At 50.7% G+C, this 25,721-nt stretch carries 23 protein-coding genes; 9 read left to right on the forward strand and 14 right to left on the reverse strand.

Features of this window, described 5'->3' with window-relative positions; genetic code table 11:
• The first annotated feature begins 31 nt into the window (after window positions 1-31).
• A complete protein-coding gene (locus C3B51_RS15140) occupies window positions 32-2,119 on the forward strand; it encodes a S9 family peptidase (RefSeq protein ID WP_240701912.1) in 2,088 nt (695 codons plus the stop codon).
• A gap of 50 nt (window positions 2,120-2,169) precedes the next feature.
• On the opposite strand, the gene C3B51_RS15145 is transcribed toward C3B51_RS15140, so the two are convergent.
• Window positions 2,170-3,351 carry an acyltransferase family protein gene (locus C3B51_RS15145; RefSeq protein WP_130245597.1) on the reverse strand — a complete coding sequence of 394 codons (1,182 nt, stop codon included), beginning with the start codon at window positions 3,349-3,351 and terminating at the stop codon, window positions 2,170-2,172.
• 125 nt (window positions 3,352-3,476) lie between these two features.
• On the reverse strand, window positions 3,477-4,001 hold the full coding sequence (locus C3B51_RS15150; RefSeq protein WP_130245598.1) for a cytochrome b: 525 nt from the start codon (window positions 3,999-4,001) through the stop codon (window positions 3,477-3,479).
• Between the two features lie 249 nt (window positions 4,002-4,250).
• On the opposite strand from C3B51_RS15150, the gene C3B51_RS15155 reads away from it, so the two are divergent.
• Together C3B51_RS15155 and C3B51_RS15160 are read left to right on the forward strand one after the other, a co-directional pair.
• Window positions 4,251-6,131 carry a monovalent cation:proton antiporter-2 (CPA2) family protein gene (locus tag C3B51_RS15155; RefSeq protein WP_130245599.1) on the forward strand — a complete coding sequence of 627 codons (1,881 nt, stop codon included), beginning with the start codon at window positions 4,251-4,253 and terminating at the stop codon, window positions 6,129-6,131.
• Between the two features lie 83 nt (window positions 6,132-6,214).
• Window positions 6,215-6,463: a hypothetical protein gene (locus tag C3B51_RS15160; RefSeq protein WP_046003699.1), complete on the forward strand. Its 249-nt coding sequence runs from the start codon at window positions 6,215-6,217 to the stop codon at window positions 6,461-6,463.
• A 114-nt stretch (window positions 6,464-6,577) separates the two neighbouring features.
• Here C3B51_RS15160 and C3B51_RS15165 read toward each other — a convergent pair whose 3' ends face one another.
• From C3B51_RS15165 to chrA, 3 genes are all read right to left on the reverse strand, one after another.
• On the reverse strand, window positions 6,578-9,298 hold the full coding sequence (locus C3B51_RS15165; protein ID WP_130245600.1) for a methyl-accepting chemotaxis protein: 2,721 nt from the start codon (window positions 9,296-9,298) through the stop codon (window positions 6,578-6,580).
• Window positions 9,299-9,426: 128 nt separating this feature from the next.
• Window positions 9,427-10,260: a mechanosensitive ion channel family protein gene (locus C3B51_RS15170; protein ID WP_125779564.1), complete on the reverse strand. Its 834-nt coding sequence runs from the start codon at window positions 10,258-10,260 to the stop codon at window positions 9,427-9,429.
• Window positions 10,261-10,409: 149 nt separating this feature from the next.
• The gene (gene chrA / locus C3B51_RS15175; RefSeq protein WP_130245601.1) at window positions 10,410-11,558 is read right to left on the reverse strand and encodes a chromate efflux transporter; all 1,149 of its coding nucleotides are present in this window, start codon (window positions 11,556-11,558) and stop codon (window positions 10,410-10,412) included.
• A 106-nt stretch (window positions 11,559-11,664) separates the two neighbouring features.
• Here chrA and C3B51_RS15180 point away from each other — a divergent pair, with 106 nt between their 5' ends.
• Window positions 11,665-12,603: a LysR family transcriptional regulator gene (locus C3B51_RS15180; RefSeq protein ID WP_130245602.1), complete on the forward strand. Its 939-nt coding sequence runs from the start codon at window positions 11,665-11,667 to the stop codon at window positions 12,601-12,603.
• A 29-nt stretch (window positions 12,604-12,632) separates the two neighbouring features.
• On the opposite strand, the gene C3B51_RS15185 is transcribed toward C3B51_RS15180, so the two are convergent.
• Both C3B51_RS15185 and C3B51_RS15190 read right to left on the reverse strand, forming a co-directional pair.
• The gene (locus C3B51_RS15185; RefSeq protein ID WP_165389169.1) at window positions 12,633-15,077 is read right to left on the reverse strand and encodes a family 20 glycosylhydrolase; all 2,445 of its coding nucleotides are present in this window, start codon (window positions 15,075-15,077) and stop codon (window positions 12,633-12,635) included.
• Window positions 15,078-15,271: 194 nt separating this feature from the next.
• A complete protein-coding gene (locus C3B51_RS15190) occupies window positions 15,272-16,069 on the reverse strand; it encodes a spondin domain-containing protein (RefSeq protein WP_206076643.1) in 798 nt (265 codons plus the stop codon).
• Window positions 16,070-16,282: 213 nt separating this feature from the next.
• Between C3B51_RS15190 and C3B51_RS15195 the strand changes: the two genes are divergently transcribed.
• Complete coding sequence (locus C3B51_RS15195; protein ID WP_125721640.1) at window positions 16,283-16,669, forward strand: hypothetical protein; 387 nt, start codon at window positions 16,283-16,285, stop codon at window positions 16,667-16,669.
• Window positions 16,670-16,764: 95 nt separating this feature from the next.
• On the forward strand, window positions 16,765-17,523 hold the full coding sequence (locus C3B51_RS15200) for a substrate-binding periplasmic protein (protein ID WP_130245605.1): 759 nt from the start codon (window positions 16,765-16,767) through the stop codon (window positions 17,521-17,523).
• Between the two features lie 32 nt (window positions 17,524-17,555).
• On the opposite strand, the gene C3B51_RS15205 is transcribed toward C3B51_RS15200, so the two are convergent.
• A complete protein-coding gene (locus C3B51_RS15205; RefSeq protein ID WP_130245606.1) occupies window positions 17,556-17,960 on the reverse strand; it encodes an ExbD/TolR family protein in 405 nt (134 codons plus the stop codon).
• A 273-nt stretch (window positions 17,961-18,233) separates the two neighbouring features.
• On the opposite strand from C3B51_RS15205, the gene C3B51_RS15210 reads away from it, so the two are divergent.
• On the forward strand, window positions 18,234-18,974 hold the full coding sequence (locus tag C3B51_RS15210; protein ID WP_130245607.1) for a hypothetical protein: 741 nt from the start codon (window positions 18,234-18,236) through the stop codon (window positions 18,972-18,974).
• Between the two features lie 83 nt (window positions 18,975-19,057).
• Here C3B51_RS15210 and ykgO read toward each other — a convergent pair whose 3' ends face one another.
• The 6 genes from ykgO to C3B51_RS15240 all read right to left on the reverse strand — a co-directional run bounded on the left by ykgO (window position 19,058) and on the right by C3B51_RS15240 (window position 23,879).
• Window positions 19,058-19,195, reverse strand: a complete 138-nt coding sequence (gene ykgO / locus C3B51_RS15215) for a type B 50S ribosomal protein L36 (RefSeq protein WP_046003577.1) — start codon at window positions 19,193-19,195, stop codon at window positions 19,058-19,060.
• A gap of 5 nt (window positions 19,196-19,200) precedes the next feature.
• A complete protein-coding gene (locus C3B51_RS15220) occupies window positions 19,201-19,458 on the reverse strand; it encodes a type B 50S ribosomal protein L31 (protein WP_010384175.1) in 258 nt (85 codons plus the stop codon).
• Between the two features lie 164 nt (window positions 19,459-19,622).
• On the reverse strand, window positions 19,623-21,023 hold the full coding sequence (dbpA, locus tag C3B51_RS15225) for an ATP-dependent RNA helicase DbpA (protein ID WP_130245608.1): 1,401 nt from the start codon (window positions 21,021-21,023) through the stop codon (window positions 19,623-19,625).
• A gap of 777 nt (window positions 21,024-21,800) precedes the next feature.
• On the reverse strand, window positions 21,801-22,025 hold the full coding sequence (locus tag C3B51_RS15230; RefSeq protein ID WP_130245609.1) for a hypothetical protein: 225 nt from the start codon (window positions 22,023-22,025) through the stop codon (window positions 21,801-21,803).
• Window positions 22,026-22,191: 166 nt separating this feature from the next.
• Window positions 22,192-23,535: a DEAD/DEAH box helicase gene (locus C3B51_RS15235; RefSeq protein ID WP_130245610.1), complete on the reverse strand. Its 1,344-nt coding sequence runs from the start codon at window positions 23,533-23,535 to the stop codon at window positions 22,192-22,194.
• A gap of 113 nt (window positions 23,536-23,648) precedes the next feature.
• Complete coding sequence (locus C3B51_RS15240; RefSeq protein WP_046003574.1) at window positions 23,649-23,879, reverse strand: helix-turn-helix domain-containing protein; 231 nt, start codon at window positions 23,877-23,879, stop codon at window positions 23,649-23,651.
• Between the two features lie 266 nt (window positions 23,880-24,145).
• Between C3B51_RS15240 and C3B51_RS15245 the strand changes: the two genes are divergently transcribed.
• Window positions 24,146-24,715 (forward strand): hypothetical protein, encoded by a 570-nt coding sequence (locus C3B51_RS15245; protein WP_130245611.1) that lies wholly within the window; start codon window positions 24,146-24,148, stop codon window positions 24,713-24,715.
• Between the two features lie 201 nt (window positions 24,716-24,916).
• On the forward strand, window positions 24,917-25,573 hold the full coding sequence (locus C3B51_RS15250) for a hypothetical protein (RefSeq protein ID WP_130245612.1): 657 nt from the start codon (window positions 24,917-24,919) through the stop codon (window positions 25,571-25,573).
• The last annotated feature ends 148 nt before the right edge of the window (window positions 25,574-25,721 follow it).

Raw genomic sequence — 25,721 nt, forward strand, 5'->3', positions numbered from 1 at the left:
AATGATGTTTTCAACAAACGGAAGGAGTGACATGATGAAGAATAAAAAACAATTAACCAGACTGAAAGTAAGTGTTGCCTTAAGTGCCATTCTGAGCACAGCTATGCTGTCGGGATGTGCGCAAAACAATACACAACAGGGTGTACAAGCGGGTTCGCAACCGGCTATTCAGCAAGGTGCACTTGTTCAGGCCCCGGCTTTTGTGGATGTCGCAAGCTTGTTTGGTGGTAGCGATAAAAATGCGGTAACGCTCTCTCCCGATGGCAAATGGATTGCGTTTTTAAAGATGCACAATGGCGCGCAAAATCTGTTTTTAGTCGCAGCCGATACGCCCGATGCAACGCCTATTGCTGTAACGACCCTGACGGATTCAGTTGACAGCTTTATCTGGTCAGCGCGTAAAAATGAGATCATTTTTAGCAAAGACCATCACGGCAATGAGAATCGCCAGTTATATAAACTATCGTTAAACAGCCAAAACCCGGCAAGTAGTGCAATGACTCGCCTGACACATAATGACAAGGTGGATTACAAGTTGCTGGAGCAGTCGCAGCACGATGCTAATACATTGGTCGTGGCAGCAAACCACCTTGTTGCGGCGCGCAGAGACTTTTTCCATCTGGCGATGGACACGGGTCACCTGGAGCGAACTCAAATCAATGACCTCAATCTGTCTGATGCTCAGCTTAGCAGCACTGGCAAAGTTATCCTTGGCGCAGGTATGAATGATGACAATTCCTTCAGCTTGTATCAGTTTGACGGCAAAGCGTGGCAAAGCGTACTGAGAACACAAAGTGGTGAATTACTGGATATCATCAGCTTTGATGAGGACAGCAATATGGCCTATATCGCGGCCGCTATTGAAGGGCGGGATAAGCTGGAGCTGCTGCGAGTCAATCTGACAGACAAAACGGTTGTGACTGAGCACAAGGATCCACTGGGAGAGTCGGATCTTCATCATGTGGTATTCGATGAGCAAGGACAGCTTCTGATAGCGTCCTATTACGGGGGGAGACTGCGTAATTACGCTATGACAGACGAGGCAACCAAGGCATTAGCACAAATTGAAAGCTATTTCACTGAAGACGTTGAAATTAAAGTGGAAGAAGTGAATAAAGAAGGGCAGTGGATGGTGACTGTGTCCTATGCAGACAGACCGGATGAGAAATATACTTACGCTCCGGCTCAGAACACGCTGACCGGCATGCTCAATGATGCACCTGAGTTTGACCCGGCATTGCTGGGAGACAGAAAGTCGATTACCTATACGGCCTCTGATGGCGTTAAAATTCAGGCTTATCTGACTTTGCCCAAACACATTAAAAAGAATTTGCCAACCATAGTACTGCCGCATGGCGGGCCCTGGGCGCGCGATCACTGGGGTTACAGCAGCGATTACTTTGTGCCCGTAGCCCATTATTTTGCTAACCGTGGTTATGCCGTATTGCAACCTAACTTTCGCGGCTCACTCGGGTTTGGCAAGCGCTTTGTTCAGCTGGCTGAGAAAAACTGGGGCACAGGTACGATGCAGCAAGACCTGACCGATGGCGTAAATTATTTGGTCGAGCAGGGCATTGCTGATAAACAGCGCATTGGCATTATGGGTGCTTCTTATGGCGGCTATGCAGCACTGGCTGGCGCGACGTTTACCCCGGATGTGTACAAGGCGGTGATTTCTTATGTTGGCCCGTCCAGCCTGATCACCTTGATGGAGTCTTTCCCTGCGCATTACCGTCCTTACCTGGGTACCTGGTATGTGTCAGTGGGAGACCCTGAAGTGGCGCAAGACAGAGCCGATATGCACTCACGCTCACCAATTAACTTTGTGGACCAAATCAAGGCACCTCTGATGCTGGTTCAAGGGGCAAACGACCCCCGCGTGACACAGAGTGAGTCGGACAATATTGCCCGAGCTCTGGCTGCTAAAAATCATCCTCTTGAGTATCTTTTGGCAAAAGATGAAGGACATGGTTTCAGAAAGCCAGATAATAAACTGGCCTCGATTGTGGCGATGGAGCAGTTCTTTGCCAGGCATCTGGGGGGCAGTGCATCCCAGCAGGTTGACCCGGCTATCGCTGCACACCTTGATACTTTACGTGTTAATCTGGATAAGCTCTGAGTGATAAAAAGCAGCACGGTGGATATACCGTGCTGCTTTCCTATTGACTGCTATGATGCTGTGGTTGTCTGGTGTTGAACGGCCGCAGTTTTGACTTTTTTCCCATTCAATAAAACCCCCAGCCAGGTGTGCCTGACCAGCAGCTGGTAGCTCACCAGGCCCAGTGCCATGGTCGCAGAAATGGCAATGAGCACTTTAAGCCAGGGCGACAGAGCGGTATTGCTCAGCGGGAACTGGATATACATTAATACCGGTACATGGATGAGGTAGATCCAGTAAGAAGCATCCGATATATACTTGTTCAGCTGGCTGAATCGATTGAGCCACTTATAGCCTGCTAAAAAGGCAACCCCGGTCCAGCTGACAATTGCAATCGACTGAGCGATAACAACGTAGATATCGATGTGGTCGGGGGTTGTGACGCCGGTGTTGGCCGCTCGGATCACCGCGTCTAAAGAAGGCGGGGGTGGCATCAGGTAAAAATAAGGCACCAGTGACAGGCACGCCACTATCAGTAAAGGCGTAAAGTAACGGGCATACTGCACTACTTGGGTATGATGGTGATAAAGCCCGGCACCGATTAAAAACAACACACCATAAAAGCCGTAGGACCACAACTGTGGGTAAAGCTTATCAGGCGCCGGGAATGGCACCAGCTGATGATACAGGGCCACAGTAAGCAAAATGGGTAAAGCGACAAGCAAAAAAGCGGGCCTTACCACCACGGCCAATATCGACTGATACAGGCTGGTGTGTTTTTGCAGCAGCCAGAACAGCAAACAGAACTGGGTCAGATTCCACAAAAACCATAAGTGCATCGTTGAGATAACGGGTTCTTTGACAGCCTCAAAAACCGTAAACAGGGCTGGGCTTTCATGCATGATGTCTGCTCCCCAGCCGAGCGCATGGAACAGTACCAGCATGGTTAAGGGGTAAAACAGTATAAATGGCAGTAATACTCGCTTAAGCCGGTTGGTCACAAAGCCATTACCACCGCGTTTACTGATCAACAGCGCGGCACAAAACCCGGCAATAGCAAAAAACAGTGGCATTCTGAATAAGTGTGACCAGATAGCAAAGTAATCGAAGGCGACGTGATTTGTCGAGTCGGCGGTAAACCAGATAGTTGAGAAGTAAGGGCCGTAGGCCAGCGCGGCATGAAATACCACACCCAGTAAAAGGGCCAGGCTACGCAGATTGTCTATATAATGAAAACGAGGAGAAGTGTGCATAACGTTTATCCTTAAAAACTGCCACTTTGAACAGATTAACATCAATTGTCTTGAGAGCATACCTATATAGGAACACGATGCGGTTGAAAGTAATGGACCCTGGCACAACGGCCTGTCTGTTATCCTTACAACATTCTTCGTAATACTGCGCGGCCAGAAAGCTGATGCTTTACCACGGCCAGAATATGCAGTGTCACCATCAACAGCAGTAAAATATTGCAGCTCAGGTGGAGCCGGGCAAACCAATCCAGCGCCTGGGCGTCTGAAAGCACGGGGGGCACAAAGAACCAGCCAAAGATGCTAAACGGGTGCTCCATCATCAGCACGCCCGAGCACAGTACAAGGGCGGTGAGCAGGTAAATGGCAACATGTGCGGCGCTGGCCAGTCGCGCCTGATGTGGCTTGAGCGTGGTAATCTGAGCTGGGGGCGGACACATTACCCGGTGCACCACACGCCAGATAAATACGGGGCAATAGACAAAAGTTAAAGCGACATTAAACCGACTGAGCGTGGTTTTTGTGGGGGTGTCCAGCTCAAATACCGCCATATAAAAGCCCGACAATAACGCCCACAGGATCACGCAGGCAGAGATCCAGTGCAAGGCACGCGCTGTGTAATCAAACTTTGCGGCATCGGTCGGGAGGGTCATAACAAGTGTCCTTTTTTAATCACACTACTTTGCTGACAGTTAAAGCGGGGTTAACGCTCGGTCAAGGCGCCATTACTACTTCACCGAGCGCCTTCTGTCGGCACAGCCATCCGTTTCGTACTAAAGTTTAGAAGGTCTGTGCGTTAATCTGAGATACCTGAAAATGAAAAAAACTAATCAACAACGAGCGAATGTGGTCTCTGTTGCGAGCTTTGAGCTGCTTTGCCTGGCTGGGGAGGTGAACATCTCATGACCGGCTATTTTATTCAGGCTTTTATCTATCTGGCCGCTGCGGTCGTGATGGTGCCGCTGGCAAAACGGTTAGGGCTGGGTTCGGTACTTGGGTATCTCATTGCTGGGGTGATTATTGGTCCTGTGTCCGGGATGGTGGGCGAAGAAACCATAACAATTCAGCATTTTGCAGAGTTTGGCGTGGTGATGATGCTGTTCCTGGTTGGGCTGGAGCTGCACCCTCAGATGCTCTGGCAAATGCGCCACCGGTTGTTAGGGCTGGGCGGGTTACAGGTGGTGATGAGCGCACTTTTGCTGACGCTTATAGCCTGGCTTTTGGGGCAGCCTGTGTCGGTTGCACTCGCAATCGGCCTGGTGTTTTCCTTGTCGTCTACGGCGATTGTGCTGCAAACATTAAACGAAAAAGGACTGACGAAAACCGAAGGCGGACAAAATGCATTTTCTGTTTTATTGATGCAGGATATTGCGGTTATTCCCATACTGGCCTTTATTCCCGTGCTGGCATTGCCCGAGTTAGTGGAGGCGGCCCGGGATATGCAAACCACGGCGCAGCACCATGAATCTCTGAGCCTGGTTGCCGGTTTGCCAACCTGGGCCTATGCCGGTGCCATTTTTGCCAGTATCGCGGGGGTGGTCGTGATTGGCCATTATCTGAGTCGCCCCTTATTCCATTACGTTGCTAACTCTGGGTTACGGGAAATTTTTGTCGCAACGGCTTTGTTGCTCGTCATTGGTATCGCGACCTTGATGAGTCTGGTTGGGCTCTCTCCTGCCCTGGGGACTTTTCTGGCCGGGGTGGTACTGGCCAACAGCGAGTTCCGTCACGAGCTTGAATCTAATATTGAGCCCTTTAAAGGCCTGTTGCTGGGGTTGTTTTTTATTACGGTAGGCGCGGGTATTAACTTCACTATACTGTCTGAACACGTCCTTTTGATCCTGGCGCTGACACTCACTGTGATGCTGGTTAAAGCCGCTGTGCTGTGGGGACTGGCTATGTTGTTTAAAATCCACAACAGCGACCGCTGGCTGTTTGCCCTGAGCCTGTCTCAGGCCGGTGAATTTGGTTTTGTGCTGTTAAGCTACGCGTTGCAAAACCATGTTATCCCACCCGAAACAGTAAGCTTGCTGCAACTGGTTGTGGCCCTGTCGATGTTTTTGACGCCGACCTTGTTTATTCTTTACGACAAAGTGATTTTGCCGCGGTATCAGCACACAAGCAATCAGCAGGCTTTCGATGATATTGATGAACAAGGACAGGTGATCATTGCGGGTATTGGTCGTTTCGGTCAGATTGTTAATCGTTTACTGATAGCCAACGGCGTCCATACCGTGGTGATGGACCTGGATGCAACTCAGGTTGAGTCAATGCGCCGAATACAGGTTAAGGCCTACTTTGGCGATGCTACCCGGCCGGAGTTGTTGCACACTGCCGGAATTGAACAAGCGGCACTGCTGGTTGTCGCTATTGATGACAGGGAAAGCGCGAAGGCACTGGTACACGCCGTTAAGCAGAGCCACCCCGGCGTAAAAGTACTGGCCAGAGCATTCGACAGGGGCCATCATTATGAGCTGAAACACGCCGGTGCTGATGTGATTGTCAGTGAAACCTATCATTCTGCGCTGCACCTGGGGGCCCGCGCACTCACCTGTTTGGGCTTTGCCCCTGAGGTCGCCGAGCAGAAAAAGCGTGCCTTTCGCGAAACCGAAAAAGCAGCCTCCGAGCAGCTCTATGATACCTGGCAACATGGTAGCGAAGGTCAGCAATATGATCATGACTATCGTAAGCTGTTTATTCAGACTGAGGAGGCCATCAGAGCAGCCATGCAGGCTGATAAAACGGGTGAGCAAAGCCGGGATGACGTCACTAAACAAGGCTGAGCAAGTAAGTCGGCTTCGGTACTGGTGCAGAGGGCGCCAGACCTGATATGCTACGCGCTTTTAGCGACAACTGAGTACAAAACATGATTGACGATAAAGAACTGATCAGCACACTGGATGAACTGGAAGCCTTTTTGAGACTGGTAGAGACTGGCGGGCTGGGCCTGAACAATGCTGCGGGTGTGGCACTGGCAACCAATAACAGCAATGGTCGTCCCTTCGTGGCAGTACTGGACGATAATCATCAGCTGATCCTGGGCCGCTGGGTGACTCAGGAAGTGTTCGATAACGGCAAAGATCTGGTCCGTCAGGGGCCGAATAAAGCGCACTAAAACTCGACGTCTGAGCAGGCACGCAGGGTGGTCCGGTGTGCTCAAAGCCCTGATGCTGTTACCAGCACCTAACTTAAAGCGATGTATCGCTTTAAGTTAGGTGCATATCAGCGACTAAGGTAAATGGCTGTCTTCCAGCTGGAAAAAGGCCACCTGATCGGTCAATACCCGGGCCTGATCCTCCATGGTTTTACCCGACCTGGAGGTGGTCTCGACCAAAGAAACGTTTTGCTGGGTAATACCATCCATCTGCGCTATGGTTGAGCAAACGGCCGCGATACCGGATGCCTGCTCTTTGCTGGCATCGTCAATGTTGGCAACCATTTCGCTGACCTGCGAGATTGACTGAGTCAGTTCATCGAACGTGGTACCAGAATCATACACCAGCTTGCTGCCTTCGGTGACGGCATCCACACTGTTTTTGATCAAGTCTTTGATCTCTTTAGCCGCACTGGCACTGCGCTGCGCCAGGTTACGCACCTCGCTGGCCACCACCGCAAATCCTCTGCCTGCTTCACCGGCCCTTGCGGCTTCAACGGATGCATTGAGTGCAAGCAGGTTAGTCTGAAAGGCAATTTCATCTATCACCCCCACAATATCGGCGATTTTGCGGCTGTAGTCTTCTATATTGCCAACCGCACTGATGGCATCTTCAATGGTATGCTTACCACTGAGCGCTTTTTCGCGCACTATGGCTGCGCGTTCAGACGCAGTAGTCGCGCTGATCGCATTGTTTTTAACTGTTGCCGTTAATTGCTCCATTGTGGCGGCCGTTTCTTCCAGGCTGGCTGCCTGGCTTTCCACCCGGCTATTGAGCTCATCATTATTGGTGGCTATCTGCCTGGCTATCTCGAACACCTGTGCTGCGCCATTATTGATGGTTTGCACCAGCTCGCTGAGCTTATCAAACAGGCCATTCATTGCCTGCGTTAACACAGAGAAATCGGCGCCCAGATCTGCACTGATACGATGGGTTAAATCGCCTTGCTCCAGCGCAAAAAAGGCCTCCTGAATATGCTGCACGGCTTGTTTCTGGGCTGTTATATCCGTGGCATATTTAACGACTTTGACTGGTCGGCCATGTTGGTCGAGAATGGGGTTATAGGTTGCCTGGATCCACACTTCCTGGCCACTTTTGGCGATGCGCATATATTGCCCCGCATCGAATTCGCCGCGATTAAGTTGCGCCCAGAATTGCTGATATTCGTCGCTTTGGGCCTGCTCTTCGGTGGCAAAGATACGGTGATGCTGACCTTTGACTTCATCGAGTGTGTAGCCCATGGTGGTCAGGAATAGTTCGTTGGCCCACAATATGGTGCCATCCATGTCGAACTCAATCACCGCCTGCGATTTGTGGATGGCCTGTACCTGACCTTCCAGATCGGCCGCAATTTCCTTCTGGCGTGTAATGTCCATGGCATATTTGACCACTTTAAGCGGGTTACCTTCATCATCGCGGATCAGGTTGTAGGTTGCACTGATCCAGATTGGTTTGGCATTTTTGCCTAGACGAAAAAATTCACCAGAGTGGAACTGGCCGTTTTTCAGGTCAGCCCAGAACTGCTGATATTCGTCACTTTGGGCATATTTGGACTCAACGAAGATCCTGTGATGTTGCCCGACAATTTCAGCTTTGCTGTATCCCATCGCAGCAAGAAAGTTGTCGTTGGCATCTAGAATGTTGCCCTCTAAGTCGAATTGGATCACGGCGCCTGAGCGGTTAATGGCGTCTATCTGCCCTTGTGCTTCAAAGGCTTTGAGTTTTTCTGCGCTGATATCCGAGGCGAACTTCATGATCTTACAGAGCCGGCCATGTTCATCAAAAAGCGGAGTATAGTGCGCCTGGATCCACACCGCCTCGCCATGTTTGTTGATGCGTTTAAACTCCCCGGACTGCAACTCGCCACGGCCCAGCGCCTGCCAGAATGCGGCGTATTCATTACTGGCTGCCTCTTTGGCGGTGACAAATAAGCGGTGATGCTGACCCTGGATCTCGTCAAGCTGGTAGCCCATCACATCGAGAAAATTCTGGTTTGCGGTCACTATGGTGCCATCGAGGGTAAACTCAATCACAGCCTGAGCCTGCTGTATGCCATTAATCTGACTGTGCAGATTGAGCAAAGTCTGGTGTTGTTTCGACATGTCACAGGCTAATAACACCACTTTTGCGATACGCTGCTCGGCGTCGCGCACTGGCACCAGCCAGGCATGCAACCAGAATGACATGTGTTCATCGCTTTGCCATTGTAAGTCACACTCAACGGCCTGGCCTGCACTGAGCGTGTCCCAGCTGGCTGCACTCAATTGCTCATTGGTGATAAATTGCTGACACTGGCGGTTAATCACCTGCTCTTTTGCTGTCCCGACTAGGGCTAAAAACGCCTCATTGGCACTGAGCACAGTGCCTTGCAGGTCCAGCTCGAGCCGAGCCTGCGCGTTGGATAATGCCTGTGTGGTGAGTTTGCTATCCAGCAGCGGACGGTACTGGGCGGTTACATCCTGAAGTATGGCAAAGCACTGCGCATGGTCTGCCGGACAGATCTGCACGGAGACATAATACAGCGTGCCCTCGGTATTGTGCATGGCGCAGATCTGCGCGCCATCTTGCTCGGCGTTTTGCAGTGCTGCATGCAGTATCTGGTAGTCGCGTTTGTTATTGCACAGCGACGCCAGTGTTTTTGGCGCTGCACTGTGAGAAAAAGCCAGCATGCTTAAAAAGGCCTGGCTGGTGGCTGTGATATCACCTTGCCTGTCTAACTTCAGCCAGGGTAAGGTCTGCGGTAGGGTAACTTGTGGTTCAGTTTTTTTTGTGCCGGAAAAGCCGAAGAGCGCCATATCACATCCTGGTAAGTTGTCATTTAACACTAAAACTATAGACAAGGAATAACCGCCCCCCAAAGATTGCAGCGCAGAAAGTGTTTCCAAGGGGCCGCCAAAGGGCAAGCGGCCCCGAAATATCGGTATCAGGTGTCGCTTTCGTTAACCAAAATGACCTTACGGTGCGGGAAGGGGATCTCGATATTGGCGTCATCCAGGGCCTTTTTCACTTGCTCAGGCACCGAATACAGTACGTCAAAATAATGCGCGCCATCGCAAAATGGCCTGACCAGAAAGTCCACAGAGCTGTTATTCAGCGACTCTACTTCAACAAAAGGCGCAGGCTCGGACAAAATATGAGGGTGAGCCTGTAACACAGAGAGGATCACGGCCTTAGCATCATCAATGCTTTCGTCGTAGGCAATGCCAAAGCGCATATCAACGCCGCGAACCGCATGGTGAGAGTGATTCACTATTTTGCTGCCCCAGATGTGACTGTTGGGGATCACAATTTGCTGGTTATCAAAGGTCTGCAATATCGTGGTAAACATGTCGATTTCAGTCACTTTGCCAAACTGATCTGCGGTGTCGATAAAGTCATTGACTTTATACGGCCTGAAAATCAATAACATGACGCCAGCTGCGAGGTTAGACAAAGTACCCTGTAAGGCCAGCCCCACAGCCAGTCCGGCAGCGCCGAGCAGGGCTATGATTGAGGCGGTTTGCACGCCAAAGCGGTTGAGTACCGCGATACCGACAAAAGCCAGCACGGTATATTTGGCAACACTGCCAAAAAATTTAAACAAGGTATCATCCAGTTTGTCGTAGCGGTTCGCCACAGAAACAACGGCCTTGTAGGCTTTGCCCGCCAGCCAGACTCCAATGAGCAGAATTAACAGGGCCAGCACCAGGTTAGTAGCCCAGTCAACGGCAACAGGTAAATATTGATTTATATCGATTTCTTCCAGAAAGCTGTCCATACACCGACCTCAGTTAAAGGTTAAAAGAGTTGCAGAGCGTGTGAGTGATGCGCTTAAAAGTTAGTTGCACAGAGGAGATAGTTCAACCTCAATGCAAGCTAAGCAGGAAGTCGGTGCAGGTGGCACTGAGGCCACCTGGCTGTTGAGTGTCAGATAAGTCCCATAATCACACCGGCCAGCATAAAGGTCGCGACCAGCCAGACTATGTGTAGCTTGAGGTGCTTAAGCAGGTAAAAACCGACCAGCACCAGTGCAATATCCTGCGCACTGGTTGCAGCGCTGGTAAATACCGGCTGATACAGAGCGGCAGCAAGCAGACCAACCACGGCGGCATTGACGCCCCTCAGTGCACCCGCCACAGCAGGGCGGCTGGCAAGCAGTTGCCAGTTTTTTAGCACCCCCAGCAGCAATAAGAAGCCGGGTAAAAATACAGCTAGGGTTGCAATCAAAGCGCCTGCGATGGGGTTTGCCGGCATCAATGCATAGCCCAGATAAGTGGCAAACGTAAACATGGGGCCGGGCACAGCCTGAGCGGCGGCGTAACCGGTTAAAAAGGTATCCTGAGTGAGGCTGTCGCCGACAATATTTTGCAGCAGCGGTAGCACCACATGACCGCCACCGAACACTAAGCTGCCAGCCTGATAAAAATCATTAAACAGGGCGGTGGAAGGGCTCAGGTGGGCAACAAATGGCAGGGCTATAAACAGCCCAGCAAAGATCAGTAAAGGCAGCCAGCTTGCTTTAAACGCCTTGTTGTCCGGGCTCGGCTGTGCTTGCCCCTTCAGATAAAGTACGCCAATCAGCGCCGCCAACAGCAGCACCGCCATTTGGGTGGCAATGCCAGGCAACAACAGTAAGGCGATAGCCGTTCCCAGACACAGGCTGACGGTAAGGCGACTTTGGCAAAAGTTTTTGTACATTCCCCAGGCGGCATCGGCGACCACCACAATGGCCAGTAATTTCAGCCCATGCACCAGGTTTTGAAAGACACTGGTGTCGGTTACCTGACTGGCCATCAGGGCAAGGGCCACCATGATAATGACTGAGGGTAAGGTAAAGCCGACAAAGGCTGCACAGGCGCCGCCCAGCCCCCCGCGCTTATAGCCGAGTGCGAAACCAACCTGACTCGACCCGGGGCCAGGTAAAAACTGGCTCAGCGCCACCAGCTGGGCATAGTCTGCATCATCCAGCCACTTGCGCTTTTCCACAAAGGTTTGCCGAAAATAGCCGATGTGCGCAGCCGGGCCGCCAAAGCTAATCCAGCCCAGCAAAAAGAAGGTTTTAAAAATAGCAAACATAGTATCGATGCTCTGTTATCACGACTGCCGCTAGGGTAAAAAATGACGTAGAATGATTCAAATTAATAGTTTTGATTGTAACTATGAATCATATGGGATTTGAGTGATGCGCTTTGATGATGTGCCGTGGCGGCAGATAGATTTAAACTTACTGGTGGCCTTTGCCTATTTGTACCGTTGTCGCAGTGTCAGTGTGGCGGCCGAGCAGGCGTGTGTCAGTCAGTCAGCAATGAGCCATTCCCTGGGGCGACTTCGCCGGTTACTGGACGATGTGCTGTTTGAGCGTAAAGGGCACATCATGGAACCCACCGATTACGCAAACCAGGTTGCGCCTGTGATAGAGCAGCTGCTGGATATGGTGTCGGACAACTTACTGCACACGCCACAGTTTGTTCCTGGTGAGTACCAGGGAGTGTGTCGTATTGGTCTGACAGATTATGCTGAGCTGAACTTTGCCCCTTTGATTTATGACCGTATTCGCGCTGAGGCACCCCATGCCCAGGTCAGCTTTGTGAATGTAAATCGCAGTAACTATATGGCACTGAGCGAACAGGAAAAGCTGGATCTGGTGATTGGCAGTATCACAGAGCCGGGAGAAGCCTTTGAGCGCCAGGTGCTGTATACCGAGCGCCATGTGTGCCTGGCCGATCCGGGCGTATTTGCAGCAGAGATCCCCCTGAGTCTGGCCACTTTCGCTCAGATCGAACATGCGCTGGTAAGCCCGGACGGTCGACTCACGACTCAGGTGGATCAGTTACTTGCCAGCACCGGGCTGACGCGTCGGGTCACTGTTGCAAGTCGCAACTTCCTGACGATACAGCGCCTGCTCAGTGGACGCCGTCTGGTGGCCATAGTGCCGTTAAAAATGGCCCAGCTGGCATGCGATGAGGCTGGCCTGACATACTTTGCCCCACCGCTGCCGGTGCCGGATTTTGATATTGCCATGCTGTGGCTGAGTAAGCGCAGCGCGGATGACAAAAATAGTTGGCTCAGAACCCTGGTGCAGGGCGCGATGTCTGAGCCTGTTCAAGTGGCTGAGTGCTAGCTGCTTGCAGTAATGTGTCTGGCCTCACTTTAGTCCCGGCAAGCGTTTAGTAAATGCTCGCTGAATAGTCCGGTCGCGACCACCACTTGTGCGCCGTGACGCTGAGTGCTGTGCAATCGAGTCGCCAATTGCTGAACTTTGGTTTCTGGGATGGACGTCTGTACTATGCAGCTGCGGATCACTGCCAGGCTGATGTCATTAATCTCCCGTGCCTGCTCGAGCGGTTTTGAAAGCGCGTTCAGCTCCGGGGTCTGTTGCAGCAAAGGCGCTAACTGTCGATAGTCAGCTTGCCAGATTTGCAGCTGGCTCTCTATGCGCTGCAACATGTTGCGATCACCACGCCTGAATTGTGTTAATTGTTGATAGAGCTGGATCAGAGCCGGGCTTTCTACCGGCAGAAAGTCGACCAGCTGAGTCAATGGTGCATTTTGATGATACAAGCCCTGCTGATATTTTATGTGATGGCGCGTGTAATAGCTGGCAGGTTCAAGTTGCTCGGCAAAGCGCGTCAGCAATGCCAGGTTGCCTGGGCTGTTGTGCTTTGCCAGCACGCTACTGAGCCCGTGTCTGAACTGCTTTTTATGATGCAGGCCAATGGCATCGGCAAAGTCTGAGACAGGTAACAACCTGTGGTACATGTGCTCTGTGTCTGTACGAGCACGCTCAGACCAAAGCCGCTCTGCGATGGCAAACAAACGTGGCCAGCTGCGTACATCCAGGTTGTGTTCAGTCACCAGCTCACTCCAGAGGGTCGCCTCGCCACCGAGAATATTGCGCCGCGCCTGGGCATTCATCGTGCTCAGGAATGGCATATTGGTCAAATCAGCATGAGTAAAATGTGGATCTAAGTTTCCCGAGACCGAATAAACGGCGTTACCGATAAGGATCCGGCCCGACAACCCTGACTCAGAACTCAGTGTGAGCTGTACCCGGGTTGGACCCATCCAGCTGTCGATGGTGGCGTTGAGCCGCGACATACCGGCATCATAGGGTATTAAGTGGGTATCGAGTTGCGCCTGCTTAAATGGCTGGTCGTTGAGTTGGATATAGGCATGGCGTAGTGTTTTTTGCTCAGATACCAGCACCAATTTGCCTGTCACTGCACTGCCTTTGAGCCGGGGCATAGTGAAATCCCAGGCCTGAATGGTCTCACTCTCTTCAAGCGAATGCGCGGGCTGCAAACCGGTATCAAACGGCTCATTGCGATAATGGTAGTCAGTCGGCTGTGGCTGGTCGATGTAAAAACCGGCTGACAACAGCGCGGGATAGCCTTGGGCGGCGATCTGGCTCAGGCTGGCCTTGCCGCGCCACGACTGGATCATCACATCTTTGTCCAGTGCTGGGTGGAAAATTTCATCCCAGCCCATCATTTTTTTGTTGTGACGACGCAAGATAGCCTGCACCTTAGCGTTGAAATGTGCTTGTAAGTCGGCGCTTGTGGCGAGCTGATGTTTGTCCATATAGGCCTGCACCCGTTTGCTTTCCTGCCAATGTTTTGGGTGGACTTCGTCTCCGCCTATGTGCAAGTAAGGATCCGGAAAAAGCGTGGCAAGCTCAGCAACCATGGCGTCGATAAAGTCATATACTTGGGGTTTGCTTGGGTCGAGCAGCGGTTCAAACACCCCCCAGCCATCTTCCATCTGATAAGGCTTAACCTGAGACATTAACTCCGGATAGGCCACCGCAATGGCAGAGGCATGTCCGGGCACATCAAGCTCCGGCACCACCCGGATCCCCAGATGACTGGCGTACTGCACCACCTCTTTGATCTCTGCCTGCGTATAGTACTGACCGTCTGAGGCAAGCTTATGTAGTTTTGGATACGCTTTGGAGGCAAAACGCCAGCCCTGATCGTCTGTCAGGTGCCAGTGAAACACATTCAGCTTGGCCGCCGCCATGCCGCGCAGTTGGCGTTTAATCGCTGCGATGGAAATAAAATGGCGGACGCTGTCGAGCAGCAGTCCACGCCAGGGAAAGCGGGGGCTATCTTCTATCTGCAACAGCGCCAGTTCGCGGCTGTCACGGGCGAAATATAGTAACTGGCTGAGCGTTGCCAGCGCATGGAGAGCACCAAACTCAGCAGGCGCGCTAATAACTATGCCTGTTTTGCTGATACTCAGCTCATACTGCTCATTCTGGTTAAGCATTGGGAGGCGATAAGTGGAAGCCTGTGAGTTTTTGACGGTTACGACTATGGGTAAGACAGCTTCGGTGGTGAGCGGCGACACCTGATACCCAAAATCGGTGAATTGTTGCTGATAGTAGGCTTTAATAAACGCGCTGCGCTGTGGCGACAAGCCGTTAAGCGAGAGTGTCAGCGGCTTGTTTAATGCCAGCGTTTGCGCCGACTGCACCAAAGAGGTGGGCATTGGCATCAAAAAGGGCTTCTGGTCAAAGGGTTGCGCCTGGCTGGTAGGGACCAGCAGTAAGCTTATAAACACGCCACACAGCAAAGTCTTGAATCGAGCCATCATAGTGATCATTTCCCTGAAATACAAAACAACAAAAGTTCTATAAAATCGTGTTTATAGGAACAGTGCAAATGAGAGATTTTCAATCTGATGTGATCAGCTGCGGGTCCAGGGTTGCAATCATGGGTAAGGTGCAGAATAGGCTGACGCTTCCCCTTCAACAGGAGGAGCATCAGTCTACTCCTAAGGGCTAACAACTATTGCATACGCTTGATTTCAATCATACCTATGTAAGCACCAGACTCGCGATGCACACCTGCCGCAAAGTCGCTGTCAGCGGGGTCACTGGTGAGCAGCATTACTGGCTCTGCGGGGCTGGTAGCCTGGTTAGCCGAGCCAAAGCGTGGCCCGCTGTCACTGCCGGCATCGTAAACCTTGAGCTGAATGATTTGACTGTCCAGCCACTGATTGTCTGTAAACATAGGCACGCCTTGCAGACCGATAAACCAGTCAGGGCTGGGCGCAACCATAGACACCACACTCAGCAGCGGAAATTGCTGACTGGCTTCGAAAGTAAAGGAAATGCTTTTGGCGCTGTTTGGGACACCCGATTCGTCAATCAGGTAATTTGAGTTACCGGCATTTTGGATGGTGCTGATCTCGTCTTTGAGCAGCGACTTAGAGCCCGTTTCGGCCATGCTGGTTATACCTGCGGAGGCGGGGAGGTCGGATTTAAAGATGAAGCCGTCTGCATTATGGGTGAGCCCAACCAGGGGAGAGAAGTGAGAATTTTCCGGGAAGTTAGTGGCAAAGTTGTCGGCTTCCCAGGTGCGGGTAAAGGTCAGCTGATAGGTGGCAGTATCCTCAGCCTGCTGATTGGTTGTTGTGTCAGTGCTGGTATCCGTATTTGTATCAGTAGTGGATGTCTCTGTGTTTGTTTCATTGCTTGTATTGTTGCTGACATTCGCCTGGGTTGTCTCCCCACCGTCTCCGCCGCCGCAGGCCGTCAACGTAAACAGAATAAGTGCGCAAAGTGATGTGTTAGCTGTGCTCATATTTGCCTCGTGTAAGTGAGTCAGGGTCTGGTAACAAGACCTGAGCAATGGCAGTGCCATTTCACGTTTAGTTTAAAAAGTGTACAGGTTGTCCTCGGTCTGTGTCCCTCGGATAAAGTGAACCGAAGTGTACCGACTTGAGAGATCCTCAACTGTTTTTCCATCTCAGATATGTAAGACTCATAACAACATGATGCTATTAAAGGAATTTGTATGAAATCTCTGATCTTAACCGCCCTGGTGAGTGGCACGGCATTGGCAAACCCGCTACTGGGTAGCTGGGAGTTTGTTGAAGGACAGTACGCCACAGCAGAGGGCATAGTGTCTGCCAAAGCGCCGCAATTAACCTCAGTGAAATTGATCACCCCAACACACCATAGCTATATCACCCAGAGTCAGGGCAAGTTTAAATATGCGGGGGGTGGCACTTATGTGTTAAAAGGCGATCAGTTTATCGAAACCTATGAGTACGGCAACGTCACGTCATTACTGGGCAGAACCATGGCCTTTAGCTATAAAGTAGAGGGCGATTTATGGCACCATGAGCTGTACGAAAATGGCCAGTTTGTCGAACGAGAGATTTGGAAGAAAGTCCGCTAATTTTACATCAAGGTTAGTACTGTCTGTTTTGTAATTTGCAATAATAGGATGAGCCCCTAAACTAACAGTTGGGCGCGTGTGGTACCGGGGGCGTTGTGAAACTGTGTTTACTCTTGTGTATGGTGTTGTGGCTCGCCACCGCGCGGCCTGCCAGTGGAGCAACTATTCAGGTCGTGACTGAGTATCTTTACCCCTACCAAATCAAAAATGATGATGGCTCATTGGGCGGTTTTATGACAGAGGTCGTTTATGCCCTTTGCGAGCAGGTGGGCGATACGCCCGACATTAGAGTGATGCCTTGGGCACGAGCTTATCAGACCGCAGTGACGACCGAAAACGTGCTCATTTATTCTATCGTGCATACTCAGGCGCGGAGCCCACTTTTTCATTGGATAGGCGAAGTACAAACCGAACCCATCTTCTTATGGGGCCTGAAACGGCGTTTTCCCGTGCAATCAGATTCACTGATGCTGCTCAAACAGCATCGAGTAGCCGTGTTGAGGGGCTCCAACGTGGCCCATTATCTGGCAAAGCAACAGTTTTCCGATCTGAAGCCGCTCAGTTATGAAGAGCAATTATTGCAAATGCTGGAAAAAGATCGCCTGGATCTGGTGGTTGGCACCGAAGAAACCATCTGGCAGCGCGCCAATAAGGCGGGTGTGGATTTCAATGCGCTGAGTAAGGTTGCCGAGCTCAAGGAGCTCAACACCAATCTCAGTATTGCCTTTAACATCCGGTCTGATCCTAACCTGGTAGCGCGCTATCGAACGGCGTTTTCAGAGATAAGTGCTAACGGCCAGCTGGCAGCAATACAGCAAAAGTGGTTTAACTATGTTCAGGTTGCAAAACAGTGATCCTGACCCGGCAGGCTGCCGGGTCACGGGGTTTACTTCAGTGTTTCACCTAAAGAAACCGGGGCACTGGTCTGGGCCTTAATTGCATCGAGTACGCTTACCAGTGTGGCATGCTGGCTGTTTGGGTGAGCACGCAGACTAATACTGGTGATCTCTCCCTGTGCACCCAGGCGGGCGACGTTAATACTCACACTGTCGAGATCGATTTGCCGATTGTTCAGGTAGACCTGATTTTTGGCATCGATTGAAAATACCGGTGTCAGGTTAGGCACAACCGAAGTTACAGCTTGATCGGTTCTATTGAGCGGCAGCGCGGTTTCTCGCATAAAGCTGGCCGTGACAATAAAAAATATCAGCAAAATAAATACAATATCCAGCATGGGATTCATATCGACTGTGACGTCAGAAGGTGTACGTTGATGTGTAGTTTTTATCATAATGACAGGTCCTTTTTTATTGTTTCTCTTAGAGCCTAGACCGCAGTTGTAACTTTGAATTTAATGTTCCGTTAATGTTTACAAACTTTTACTTTGGGCGTGCAAAGGCGGGTGTCAGCGTTGCAGCTTAGGTGTTGTCGGATGGTGCGCCCTGACGCTGCATATCGTGCTCAAGTATTGCCGTCATCGGTCGATGACTTATTGAAAGTACGGCACTTTATTCGTTAGAGTGTTTTTAAGCCGTACATGCCAGATATCTATAAGGAAAATAGAATGAAAGTGACCACACCCAGCAGTGGGGGAGCAAGCGCGCAGCTTGACGTGCAAAACAAGGTAGCGACCAGTAGCAACCTCAAGGCGGCCAAACAGGCCGATACACCGACCGCCAACAATGATGGGCAAGTGTTAGCCAAAGACGTATACCACGGTGCGCAAGCGCCATCACCGGCACTGGTTTATGATCGATCCTTAGCTATCACCGCCTCTGATGAGCAGGAAACACCAAAGCAATATAGTGAGCGTATGGATGCCGCCACCGGAATGCTGTTTGCCGTTTCTATTCCTAAAATTGCCGAGGACATGAGTGCCGAGTTTGCCAAAGTGGAGCAAGAGGTGGAGCGGCTTGCCCCGGGATTGAACGACAAAGCATGGGGGTTTTCCGTCAATGAGGAAGGGGCTTTGGTTGTCAGTGGGAATGATCTGACAGACAGTGAAAAGCTGTTGCTTGAGCAGAAGCTTAATGAAAATCAGGACCTGGTGGCTCTGGCACAAGCCTTTCAGGATACCATGATGGAAGGGATTGAGCTGCTAAAAGGGCCTAATGAGCGGGGAGACTATTGGGCTAAATACGATATTAACCGCAGCAATTTTGCCGACATCATTGATTTTAAAGCCCTGATGGAACAAAGCAGCCAGGATAGTGAGCAAGTCAGACTGGGTGATGCCAGGCTCAATCAGTTTACGCTGGTGGATAACATTAGCGAGCAGTTACAGCGCAATGCCAGGCAGCTATAACGTGTGACAGCCTGCTGTTCTGTGAGGCTAAATACATTCTAAATCGCCGGTTGAATAACAACCGGCCCCACTATTTATATCGCTTAGCGCTTTTTTTTCTTACCCTGAACCGCTTTAAAGCGCGGGTTATCTTTGCAGATCACATATACCCGGCCACGGCGTTTAACCACCTGGCAACCCGGGCGAGATTTGGCACTTTTCAGTGAGCTGAGCACTTTCATGGTGATTATCCTTTTTTACCAGCCAGATTCTTAAAGCGGCGGTTAAACTGGGCCACCCGACCATCGCTGGCAACCAGTTTTTGTTTACCGGTATAGAAAGGGTGAGACTCGCTCGATACATCGATAGGTACGTATGGATAAGTCACGCCGTCCACCTCTACCGTGCGGTCGGTCTTGATGGTGGAGCCCACAATAAAATACTTGTCTACTGAGGTATCGTGAAAGGCAACTAAGTGGTAATCAGGGTGGATATCTGGCTTCATTTTCTTCTCCAATTCATTGAATGCGTGTGTTATATCATAACAAAGCCGTAATGAAAATAGTAAATGAAAATAATTCGCAATAGTGTCTTTGGGGTTGGGGCAGGATTGGCCGGGTTGCAGCAGTGCCGGTTCGGCGCTGCTGCAACCTCTAAGGATGTTGCGTGTTAGCGGGTCAGCTTACGGGCGCGGAAATTACGACCTTTCATTTTTCCTTCGCCGATCACTTTCACCGCCTGATTGGCGTATTTGCGCTCTACCGCCACATAGGAAGACATGGCGGTGACTTTAATCTTACCAATCTGATCGCCGCGCAAGGCTTGATTGGCCGTAAGTGCACCCAAAATGTCACCTGGACGCAGCTTAGCCTTTTTACCACCGTCAATTTGTATTGTGACCATAGGCGCACGATGCACCTGGTTCGAAAGTACCTGCTCGCCAGGCAGCGGCGTCGGCTCGATACGCAGGTTTAGGTAGTCTTCGAGCATATTCACTTTGTGAGATTCTTTATAGCTCATCAGTGAGCAGGCTAAGCCGGTTTTACCTGCCCGACCGGTGCGGCCGATACGATGGACGTGCACTTCCGGGTCGTGGGCAATGTGGTAGTTGATCACCATATCAACATGGTCGACGTCTATCCCACGTGCTGCCACATCCGTTGCAACCAGCACAGTTAAACTGCGATTAGCAAAACGTACCAGGGTTTTATCCCGGTCTTTTTGGTCCAAATCGCCATGCAGTGCCGCACAGTCAAAGCCATGGTCTTGCAGCATGTCGCTGACATCCTGGCATTGTGCTTTGGTATTACAAAATACCACGGCGGCATCGGGTTGATGCTGGCGTAGCAATTTGTGTAGTGTGATGTCTCGCTCGTCGTTGTCGGCCACCTCAAAAAAGTGTTGCTCTATGGTGCTGTGATCATGCTGAGCCACCACTTCAATTTTGACCGGATCGCGCATTATATGGCCGACCAGCTGCTCTATTTTGGCCGGGTAGGTGGCGCTAAACAGCAGGTTTTGTCGCTGCTCAGGGCAGTGCGACACGATACACTCCAGCGCTTCTTCAAAGCCCATTTCCAGCATCCGGTCGGCTTCATCCAGCACAAAGGTATTGACCTCGTCTAAACACAGACGACCTTTACGCAAATGTTCTTCAATGCGCCCGGGTGTACCCACAACGATATGAGCACCATGCTCCAGCGAGCCAATTTGGGGGCCCATTGGAGCGCCGCCGCACAAGGTTAGCACTTTAATGTTATGAATGGCCCGTGCCAGCTTACGGATCTCAACAGCCACCTGATCTGCCAGCTCCCGGGTGGGACACACAACCAGCGCCTGCACCCGAAAGCGCTTCACCCTCAGGTTGTGGAGCAGACCAAGCGCAAATGCGGCGGTTTTACCTGAGCCGGTTTTTCCCTGTCCGATAACGTCTTTACCGGCCAAAATCTGGGGCAGTGTCTGTGCCTGAATATCGGTCATGGTGTGGTAGCCAAGAGATGTCAGGTTCTCAAGTAAAGCACTAGATAGCTGAGTATCAGAAAAGGGGGTCGAATTAGGGCTGTTGGTCATAACACACTTCATATCAGGATAAAAAACCATTTTATCACGATACCGCGTCTCAAGGTGTTTTTTAGTTGGGTATCTGTTGCTATACGACAGGCATGGAATATGTGCTTGATAGGCTTATGAAGAGTGGCAAAAGGCCCTGCTACACGCCCAGGGCTATAATGTTGCTAGGTATTTATCGTGCAGACTGTGCTCCGTTCTTTATCATAAACAGTGGCGAATGGTGCTGTGAGGGGGGCAACCTTTCTCATTAGTTATACACACGTCTGAATTACAATCTATCGATATACAAAAGTAAGGATGGCTATCGCAGTTATCTGTGTTGGGCCATCCGCCTCCGGCAACCTGGACAGTGCGTTTTGCATCAAGGGTATTATTGTCTTTAGACAGGTTTTTTAGTTTGGTTTTTTGTATCTGTAGTTTCATGGGTAGTCCTTTGGTTTTTACACATATTTGCTACTTAACTTCCCCTAAAAAGGGAATTTTAACTTATACCAAGCTTTGGGTATTGCAAAATTGAATGGCTGCTGCGTCACTTTGCCTGCCCACAGTGCTTCACTCTTTTTGCTCTTTATGAGAGCTGGCGTCGCCAGCTGCATTGTGACGCACCCAGTTGGTCGTTTTCGGATTGCGACTTTTGGTCGTTTTTAGTTTGGAATCTGTGTGACCCCGCATATACAAAAGATGTACTTGATACGCGCACTAAATGTAAGAAGAGGCCCTGTTGCAAGCTCAGGGCCATAATGTTGCCTGGTATTTATATAATGTCAGCGAGTAAGGCTAGCACATAGAGCCGCCTTGTCTGGTGACGTTACAATTGTGCGAATCACAGCCTAATGCAGAGCAATGTCTTGCTGATTTACAAAAGTAAGGATGGCTTTGACAGTTATCTGTTTCTGGTTCAAACCAGCCGCCACCTGCAACTTGGGCTGTGCGTTTTGCATCAAGGGTATTTTTGTTTTTAGACAGGTTTTTTAGCTTGGTTTTTTGTATCTTCAGTTTCATGGTTAGTCCTTTGGTTCTGTATACATATTTGACATTCGATTTCCCCTAAAAAGGGAATTTCAACGTATATCAACCAAAGGGTGTTGTCAACTTGTGGGGTTTGGTTAGCAAAATGAAACGGGTTGTGGGCGGTTGTGTAATGTTGCCAGCCCACAGTGTCTGACTTTTATTGTGCTTTGTGAGGAGCCGGACGTCTTCTGCGGCGCTTTGGCGCACCTTGCTTGTCGTTGCCGGATTGTGGTTTCTGGCCATTTTTTGGGTTGTTTACCGGTTTATTTTGTGCCGTCTGCTCAGTGGCCGAAGCTTTTGGTTTCTTTGGCTTTTTGGGTTTTTTTGGCTTAACGGGGCGCGTATCCAGCTTGGACTCTGGCACCGGGTTTTGTGGCTCAAAGCCAGGCTCAACCACGCGCGGGATCACTTGCTGAATAAGTCGCTCAATGCCAAACAAGTCACCGGCAACGTCTTCGCTGACAAAAGAAACCGCTTCGCCAGTTGCACCGGCACGGCCTGTGCGGCCAATTCGGTGAACATAGTCTTCATAGACATTAGGTAAGTCAAAGTTAACAACGTGGGGGAGCTCCTGGATATCCAGGCCGCGCGCGACGATGTCAGTGGCGACCAGGACCCGTAACTCGCCACTCTTAAACCCGGCAAGTGCCTTCATACGTGCACTCTGACTTTTGTTGCCATGAATGGCCGCGGCATTGATCTTAGCTTTTTCCAGGTCGCGCACCAGTCTGTTAGCGCCGTGTTTGGTGCGGGTAAAGACCAGCACCTGTTGCCAGCCATGGCTTGTCAGCAGGTGTTTGAGCAAGGCTGTGCGACGACTTTTATCGACCGGGTACACCCATTGGGTGACGCTTTTGGCGGTGCTGTTCGCCGGAGCCACCGATATTTCGACCGGATCCTGGATAAGCCCTTTCGCCAGTGCGCGAATATCATCAGAGAAGGTGGCCGAAAACAGCAGGTTCTGACGGCGCTGAGGCAGCAGTTTGATCAGGCGTTTGATGTCGTGGATAAAGCCCATGTCCAGCATTCGGTCTGCTTCATCGAGTACAAAAATGTCCAGCTGGTCGAATTTTACCGCGTTTTGCTGGTACAAATCGAGCAGTCGGCCAGGTGTGGCAACCAGGACATCGGCACCTTTGCGCAGTTTCATCATTTGCGGGTTGATCTTCACGCCGCCGTACACAACCTGGCAGGATAACGTCAGGTGTTTACTGTACAGCTCAACACTTTGCCAGACCTGATCGGCCAGCTCGCGCGTGGGTGTCAGGATCAAAGCTCTGACTTGATTGGCCTGAACTTTGGGCTTGTTGCTCAACAGCTCCAGCATTGGCAGGGTAAAGCCTGCGGTTTTCCCTGTGCCCGTTTGGGCTGCTGCCATAATATCTCGCCCCTGCAGGATGGCGGGAATGGCTTGCTCCTGAATGGGGGTTGGCGTTGAGTAGCCCTGATCGACTACGGCTTGATTAATTTCGGGAGATAAGCCGAGACTGCTGAAGCTCATGATTGTGTACTCTGAAGAATGCGGGCCGGAAGAGTACAAGATTTGCCCCAATATAGCAATTTTTGTCAGTGCCTGAACAGGGTTGACTGACGGGGGGTTGCAGGTAAGCGCCGTTAACCTGACTGCTCACTGAGCAGCTCGGCGACTGGGATTTGATAAAAACGTGCCAAGTCGCCTGCGGTGCGATAGTACACTCGGTTGCCGCATTCGGCGCGTTTAAGCGTGGCAATTGACACGCACAAAGCTTGATCCTGACATGCACAGGCTAGTTTTTCCTGACTCAGGCCCAGGCTTTTTCTGAGTTCCTTGAGCCGGTGACAATTGAGTTTGACTCTGCCGTCCATTAACGTGCTCCTGACTGACGTTGAGACCAAAGGCTAGCAGTCATTGGCGTCTTTTGCCAAATGGTGACCGTTACTTTAAGTGTTCATTTTTTGCTACACACTGTCAGTATTTTTTCACCCTAATGTCTTAGATTTGGGGGCGGCGAAACTGATACCAAACTGATACTGAACTGATACCAACAAGCGGGTCATTCGCATCTACACTGAGTGCCAGTTGAATAAGCCCCGCATGGTGCGGGATTACTGGAAATAATAAGGAAACAATTATGTCTCAGACAATTCATAACCTGGGTGCCTATGGTTCAGTGGTACTGGCAAAAGATTTCAGCAAAGACTTTATCAATGCGTTTGAGCACATTAATCAGCGCGATGGTGTAAAAATCACGCCACTGGCTGGCCAGTCTCAGGTGGTTAATGGCATTAACTATGCGTTCTACTGCCTGGTTGAGCCGGTTGTTGCACCGGATGTGGCAAAAGTAAACAAGTTAGAGCTTATCGTGATCCATGCACTGGATGACAAGTACACTGAAACTGCAGAGCGCGTATTAAGCCGCCCTGTACTGGTTCCACCTATCGGTTCGTTCGATGGTGTTGCACTGCGTGATGAGTTCACAGAAGCAGAGCAAGCAGCGGCGGAGCAAATTGAGTCGCTGATCGGCGTAGATTATGACATCCTGGCTGCACAGCAGCAGGTTGTAGCAGGTCTTAACTTTGTATTCTACTCAGTGGTCACCCCTGCAACACGCAATGGCCAGGCATTCTTTGCAGAGATTGAAGCATTCCGCAACCTGGATGGCAGACTGGAAAACTTTAACCTGATCCCAGTTAAGCCATAACCTATCACTGTTTGGCAACGTTGATAACGGGCCGCTCAGCTTAGTCTGCGCGGCCTTTTTGTGCGTTGATGATCCGCTGAGTTCGGGCGGACTTTCTTCCTATCGAAGCGCCCATCCGCTCAGTTATTCAGTCCGGCTTGTACCGAGGTGACTTGCGCATTGCTTGCTATACTCAGTGGAAACACTGCAAGGAAACTGACAATGAAAGTGATTCTGCTATTAACCACACTAATATTCACCTGTGTGGCATCAGCCGACGAAAAGCAAGCGCCGCCACTTAACCCGGCATATAAGGGCGAGCATGGGATGGTATTAATGAATCGGGGCTCACGGATCTATGCTAGCAACTTTCCATCGTATGGGTTGCCCAACGATATTCATGTTGTATACCGGCTCGAGAATCCGGATGTGGCCTTTCTGAGCCTGATCAGAGATTCAAAACTAATTACCATCAAACCCGAGCCGTTTAACTTACAGCGACTGGAACGCGGCGAAGAAGTAACAATAATGGCAGATGTTTACGAAGGCCACTACGCACGTGATGGCCGGCTGGTGTATCCGCAGCGGCAACTGGTGCTCAGTGATAAGCTATTTGCCCGCAAGCTCAATAAACTGGAGCCCGCCTCTCAGTGGCACGAATATGATGTCATTGAAATCAATAAAACGGAGCGTATTTACGTTCACAAAATACAGCAAAGGCCCAGCTTTAATCATCTGATTTTTGTTGATTTAACCGGAGCCTGCCTGCAAAAGTTTCGGGCCTCAAAGCGGGTGCCCAGCGCAGGAGAACTGGCCTACAAGTTTATTAACTGCGGCACACTGAAACAGCTTTTTTATGATGCAGAGAGTTACATGTAGTCGTTAGTCACACAGGGTAACTTTCTTGTTATGAATTAAACCGGTATTCCCAAATAAAACAGCAGCTTATCTTTTGGGTTGTTCAGAGGCACACTAAAATCATGCGGCAACTCCTTGCCCGTGGCGGGGCCTGGCGACCTGTGCCGGA

The sequence above is a fragment of the Pseudoalteromonas rubra genome, from assembly GCF_004212645.1.
GTDB classification, from domain to species: Bacteria; Pseudomonadota; Gammaproteobacteria; order Enterobacterales; family Alteromonadaceae; genus Pseudoalteromonas; species Pseudoalteromonas rubra_G.

Bases quoted from the DNA above. Each gene is read 5' to 3' on its own strand.
- C3B51_RS15150 (WP_130245598.1), bottom strand. From the start codon at position 4,001: ATGACCCTCCCGACCGATGCCGCAAAGTTTGATTACACAGCGCGTGCC.
- C3B51_RS15140 (WP_240701912.1), top strand. From the start codon at position 32: ATGATGAAGAATAAAAAACAATTAACCAGACTGAAAGTAAGTGTTGCC.
- C3B51_RS15245 (WP_130245611.1), top strand. From the start codon at position 24,146: ATGTCTCAGACAATTCATAACCTGGGTGCCTATGGTTCAGTGGTACTG.
- C3B51_RS15205 (WP_130245606.1), bottom strand. From the start codon at position 17,960: ATGATAAAAACTACACATCAACGTACACCTTCTGACGTCACAGTCGAT.
- C3B51_RS15160 (WP_046003699.1), top strand. From the start codon at position 6,215: ATGATTGACGATAAAGAACTGATCAGCACACTGGATGAACTGGAAGCC.
- C3B51_RS15220 (WP_010384175.1), bottom strand. From the start codon at position 19,458: ATGAAGCCAGATATCCACCCTGATTACCACTTAGTTGCCTTTCACGAT.
- C3B51_RS15190 (WP_206076643.1), bottom strand. From the start codon at position 16,069: ATGAGCACAGCTAACACATCACTTTGCGCACTTATTCTGTTTACGTTG.
- C3B51_RS15170 (WP_125779564.1), bottom strand. From the start codon at position 10,260: ATGGACAGCTTTCTGGAAGAAATCGATATAAATCAATATTTACCTGTT.
- C3B51_RS15195 (WP_125721640.1), top strand. From the start codon at position 16,283: ATGAAATCTCTGATCTTAACCGCCCTGGTGAGTGGCACGGCATTGGCA.
- C3B51_RS15230 (WP_130245609.1), bottom strand. From the start codon at position 22,025: ATGAAACTGAAGATACAAAAAACCAAGCTAAAAAACCTGTCTAAAAAC.
- C3B51_RS15180 (WP_130245602.1), top strand. From the start codon at position 11,665: ATGCGCTTTGATGATGTGCCGTGGCGGCAGATAGATTTAAACTTACTG.
- C3B51_RS15235 (WP_130245610.1), bottom strand. From the start codon at position 23,535: ATGAGCTTCAGCAGTCTCGGCTTATCTCCCGAAATTAATCAAGCCGTA.
- C3B51_RS15240 (WP_046003574.1), bottom strand. From the start codon at position 23,879: ATGGACGGCAGAGTCAAACTCAATTGTCACCGGCTCAAGGAACTCAGA.
- chrA (WP_130245601.1), bottom strand. From the start codon at position 11,558: ATGTTTGCTATTTTTAAAACCTTCTTTTTGCTGGGCTGGATTAGCTTT.
- ykgO (WP_046003577.1), bottom strand. From the start codon at position 19,195: ATGAAAGTGCTCAGCTCACTGAAAAGTGCCAAATCTCGCCCGGGTTGC.
- dbpA (WP_130245608.1), bottom strand. From the start codon at position 21,023: ATGACCAACAGCCCTAATTCGACCCCCTTTTCTGATACTCAGCTATCT.
- C3B51_RS15145 (WP_130245597.1), bottom strand. From the start codon at position 3,351: ATGCACACTTCTCCTCGTTTTCATTATATAGACAATCTGCGTAGCCTG.
- C3B51_RS15165 (WP_130245600.1), bottom strand. From the start codon at position 9,298: ATGGCGCTCTTCGGCTTTTCCGGCACAAAAAAAACTGAACCACAAGTT.
- C3B51_RS15250 (WP_130245612.1), top strand. From the start codon at position 24,917: ATGAAAGTGATTCTGCTATTAACCACACTAATATTCACCTGTGTGGCA.
- C3B51_RS15155 (WP_130245599.1), top strand. From the start codon at position 4,251: ATGACCGGCTATTTTATTCAGGCTTTTATCTATCTGGCCGCTGCGGTC.
- C3B51_RS15210 (WP_130245607.1), top strand. From the start codon at position 18,234: ATGAAAGTGACCACACCCAGCAGTGGGGGAGCAAGCGCGCAGCTTGAC.
- C3B51_RS15185 (WP_165389169.1), bottom strand. From the start codon at position 15,077: ATGATGGCTCGATTCAAGACTTTGCTGTGTGGCGTGTTTATAAGCTTA.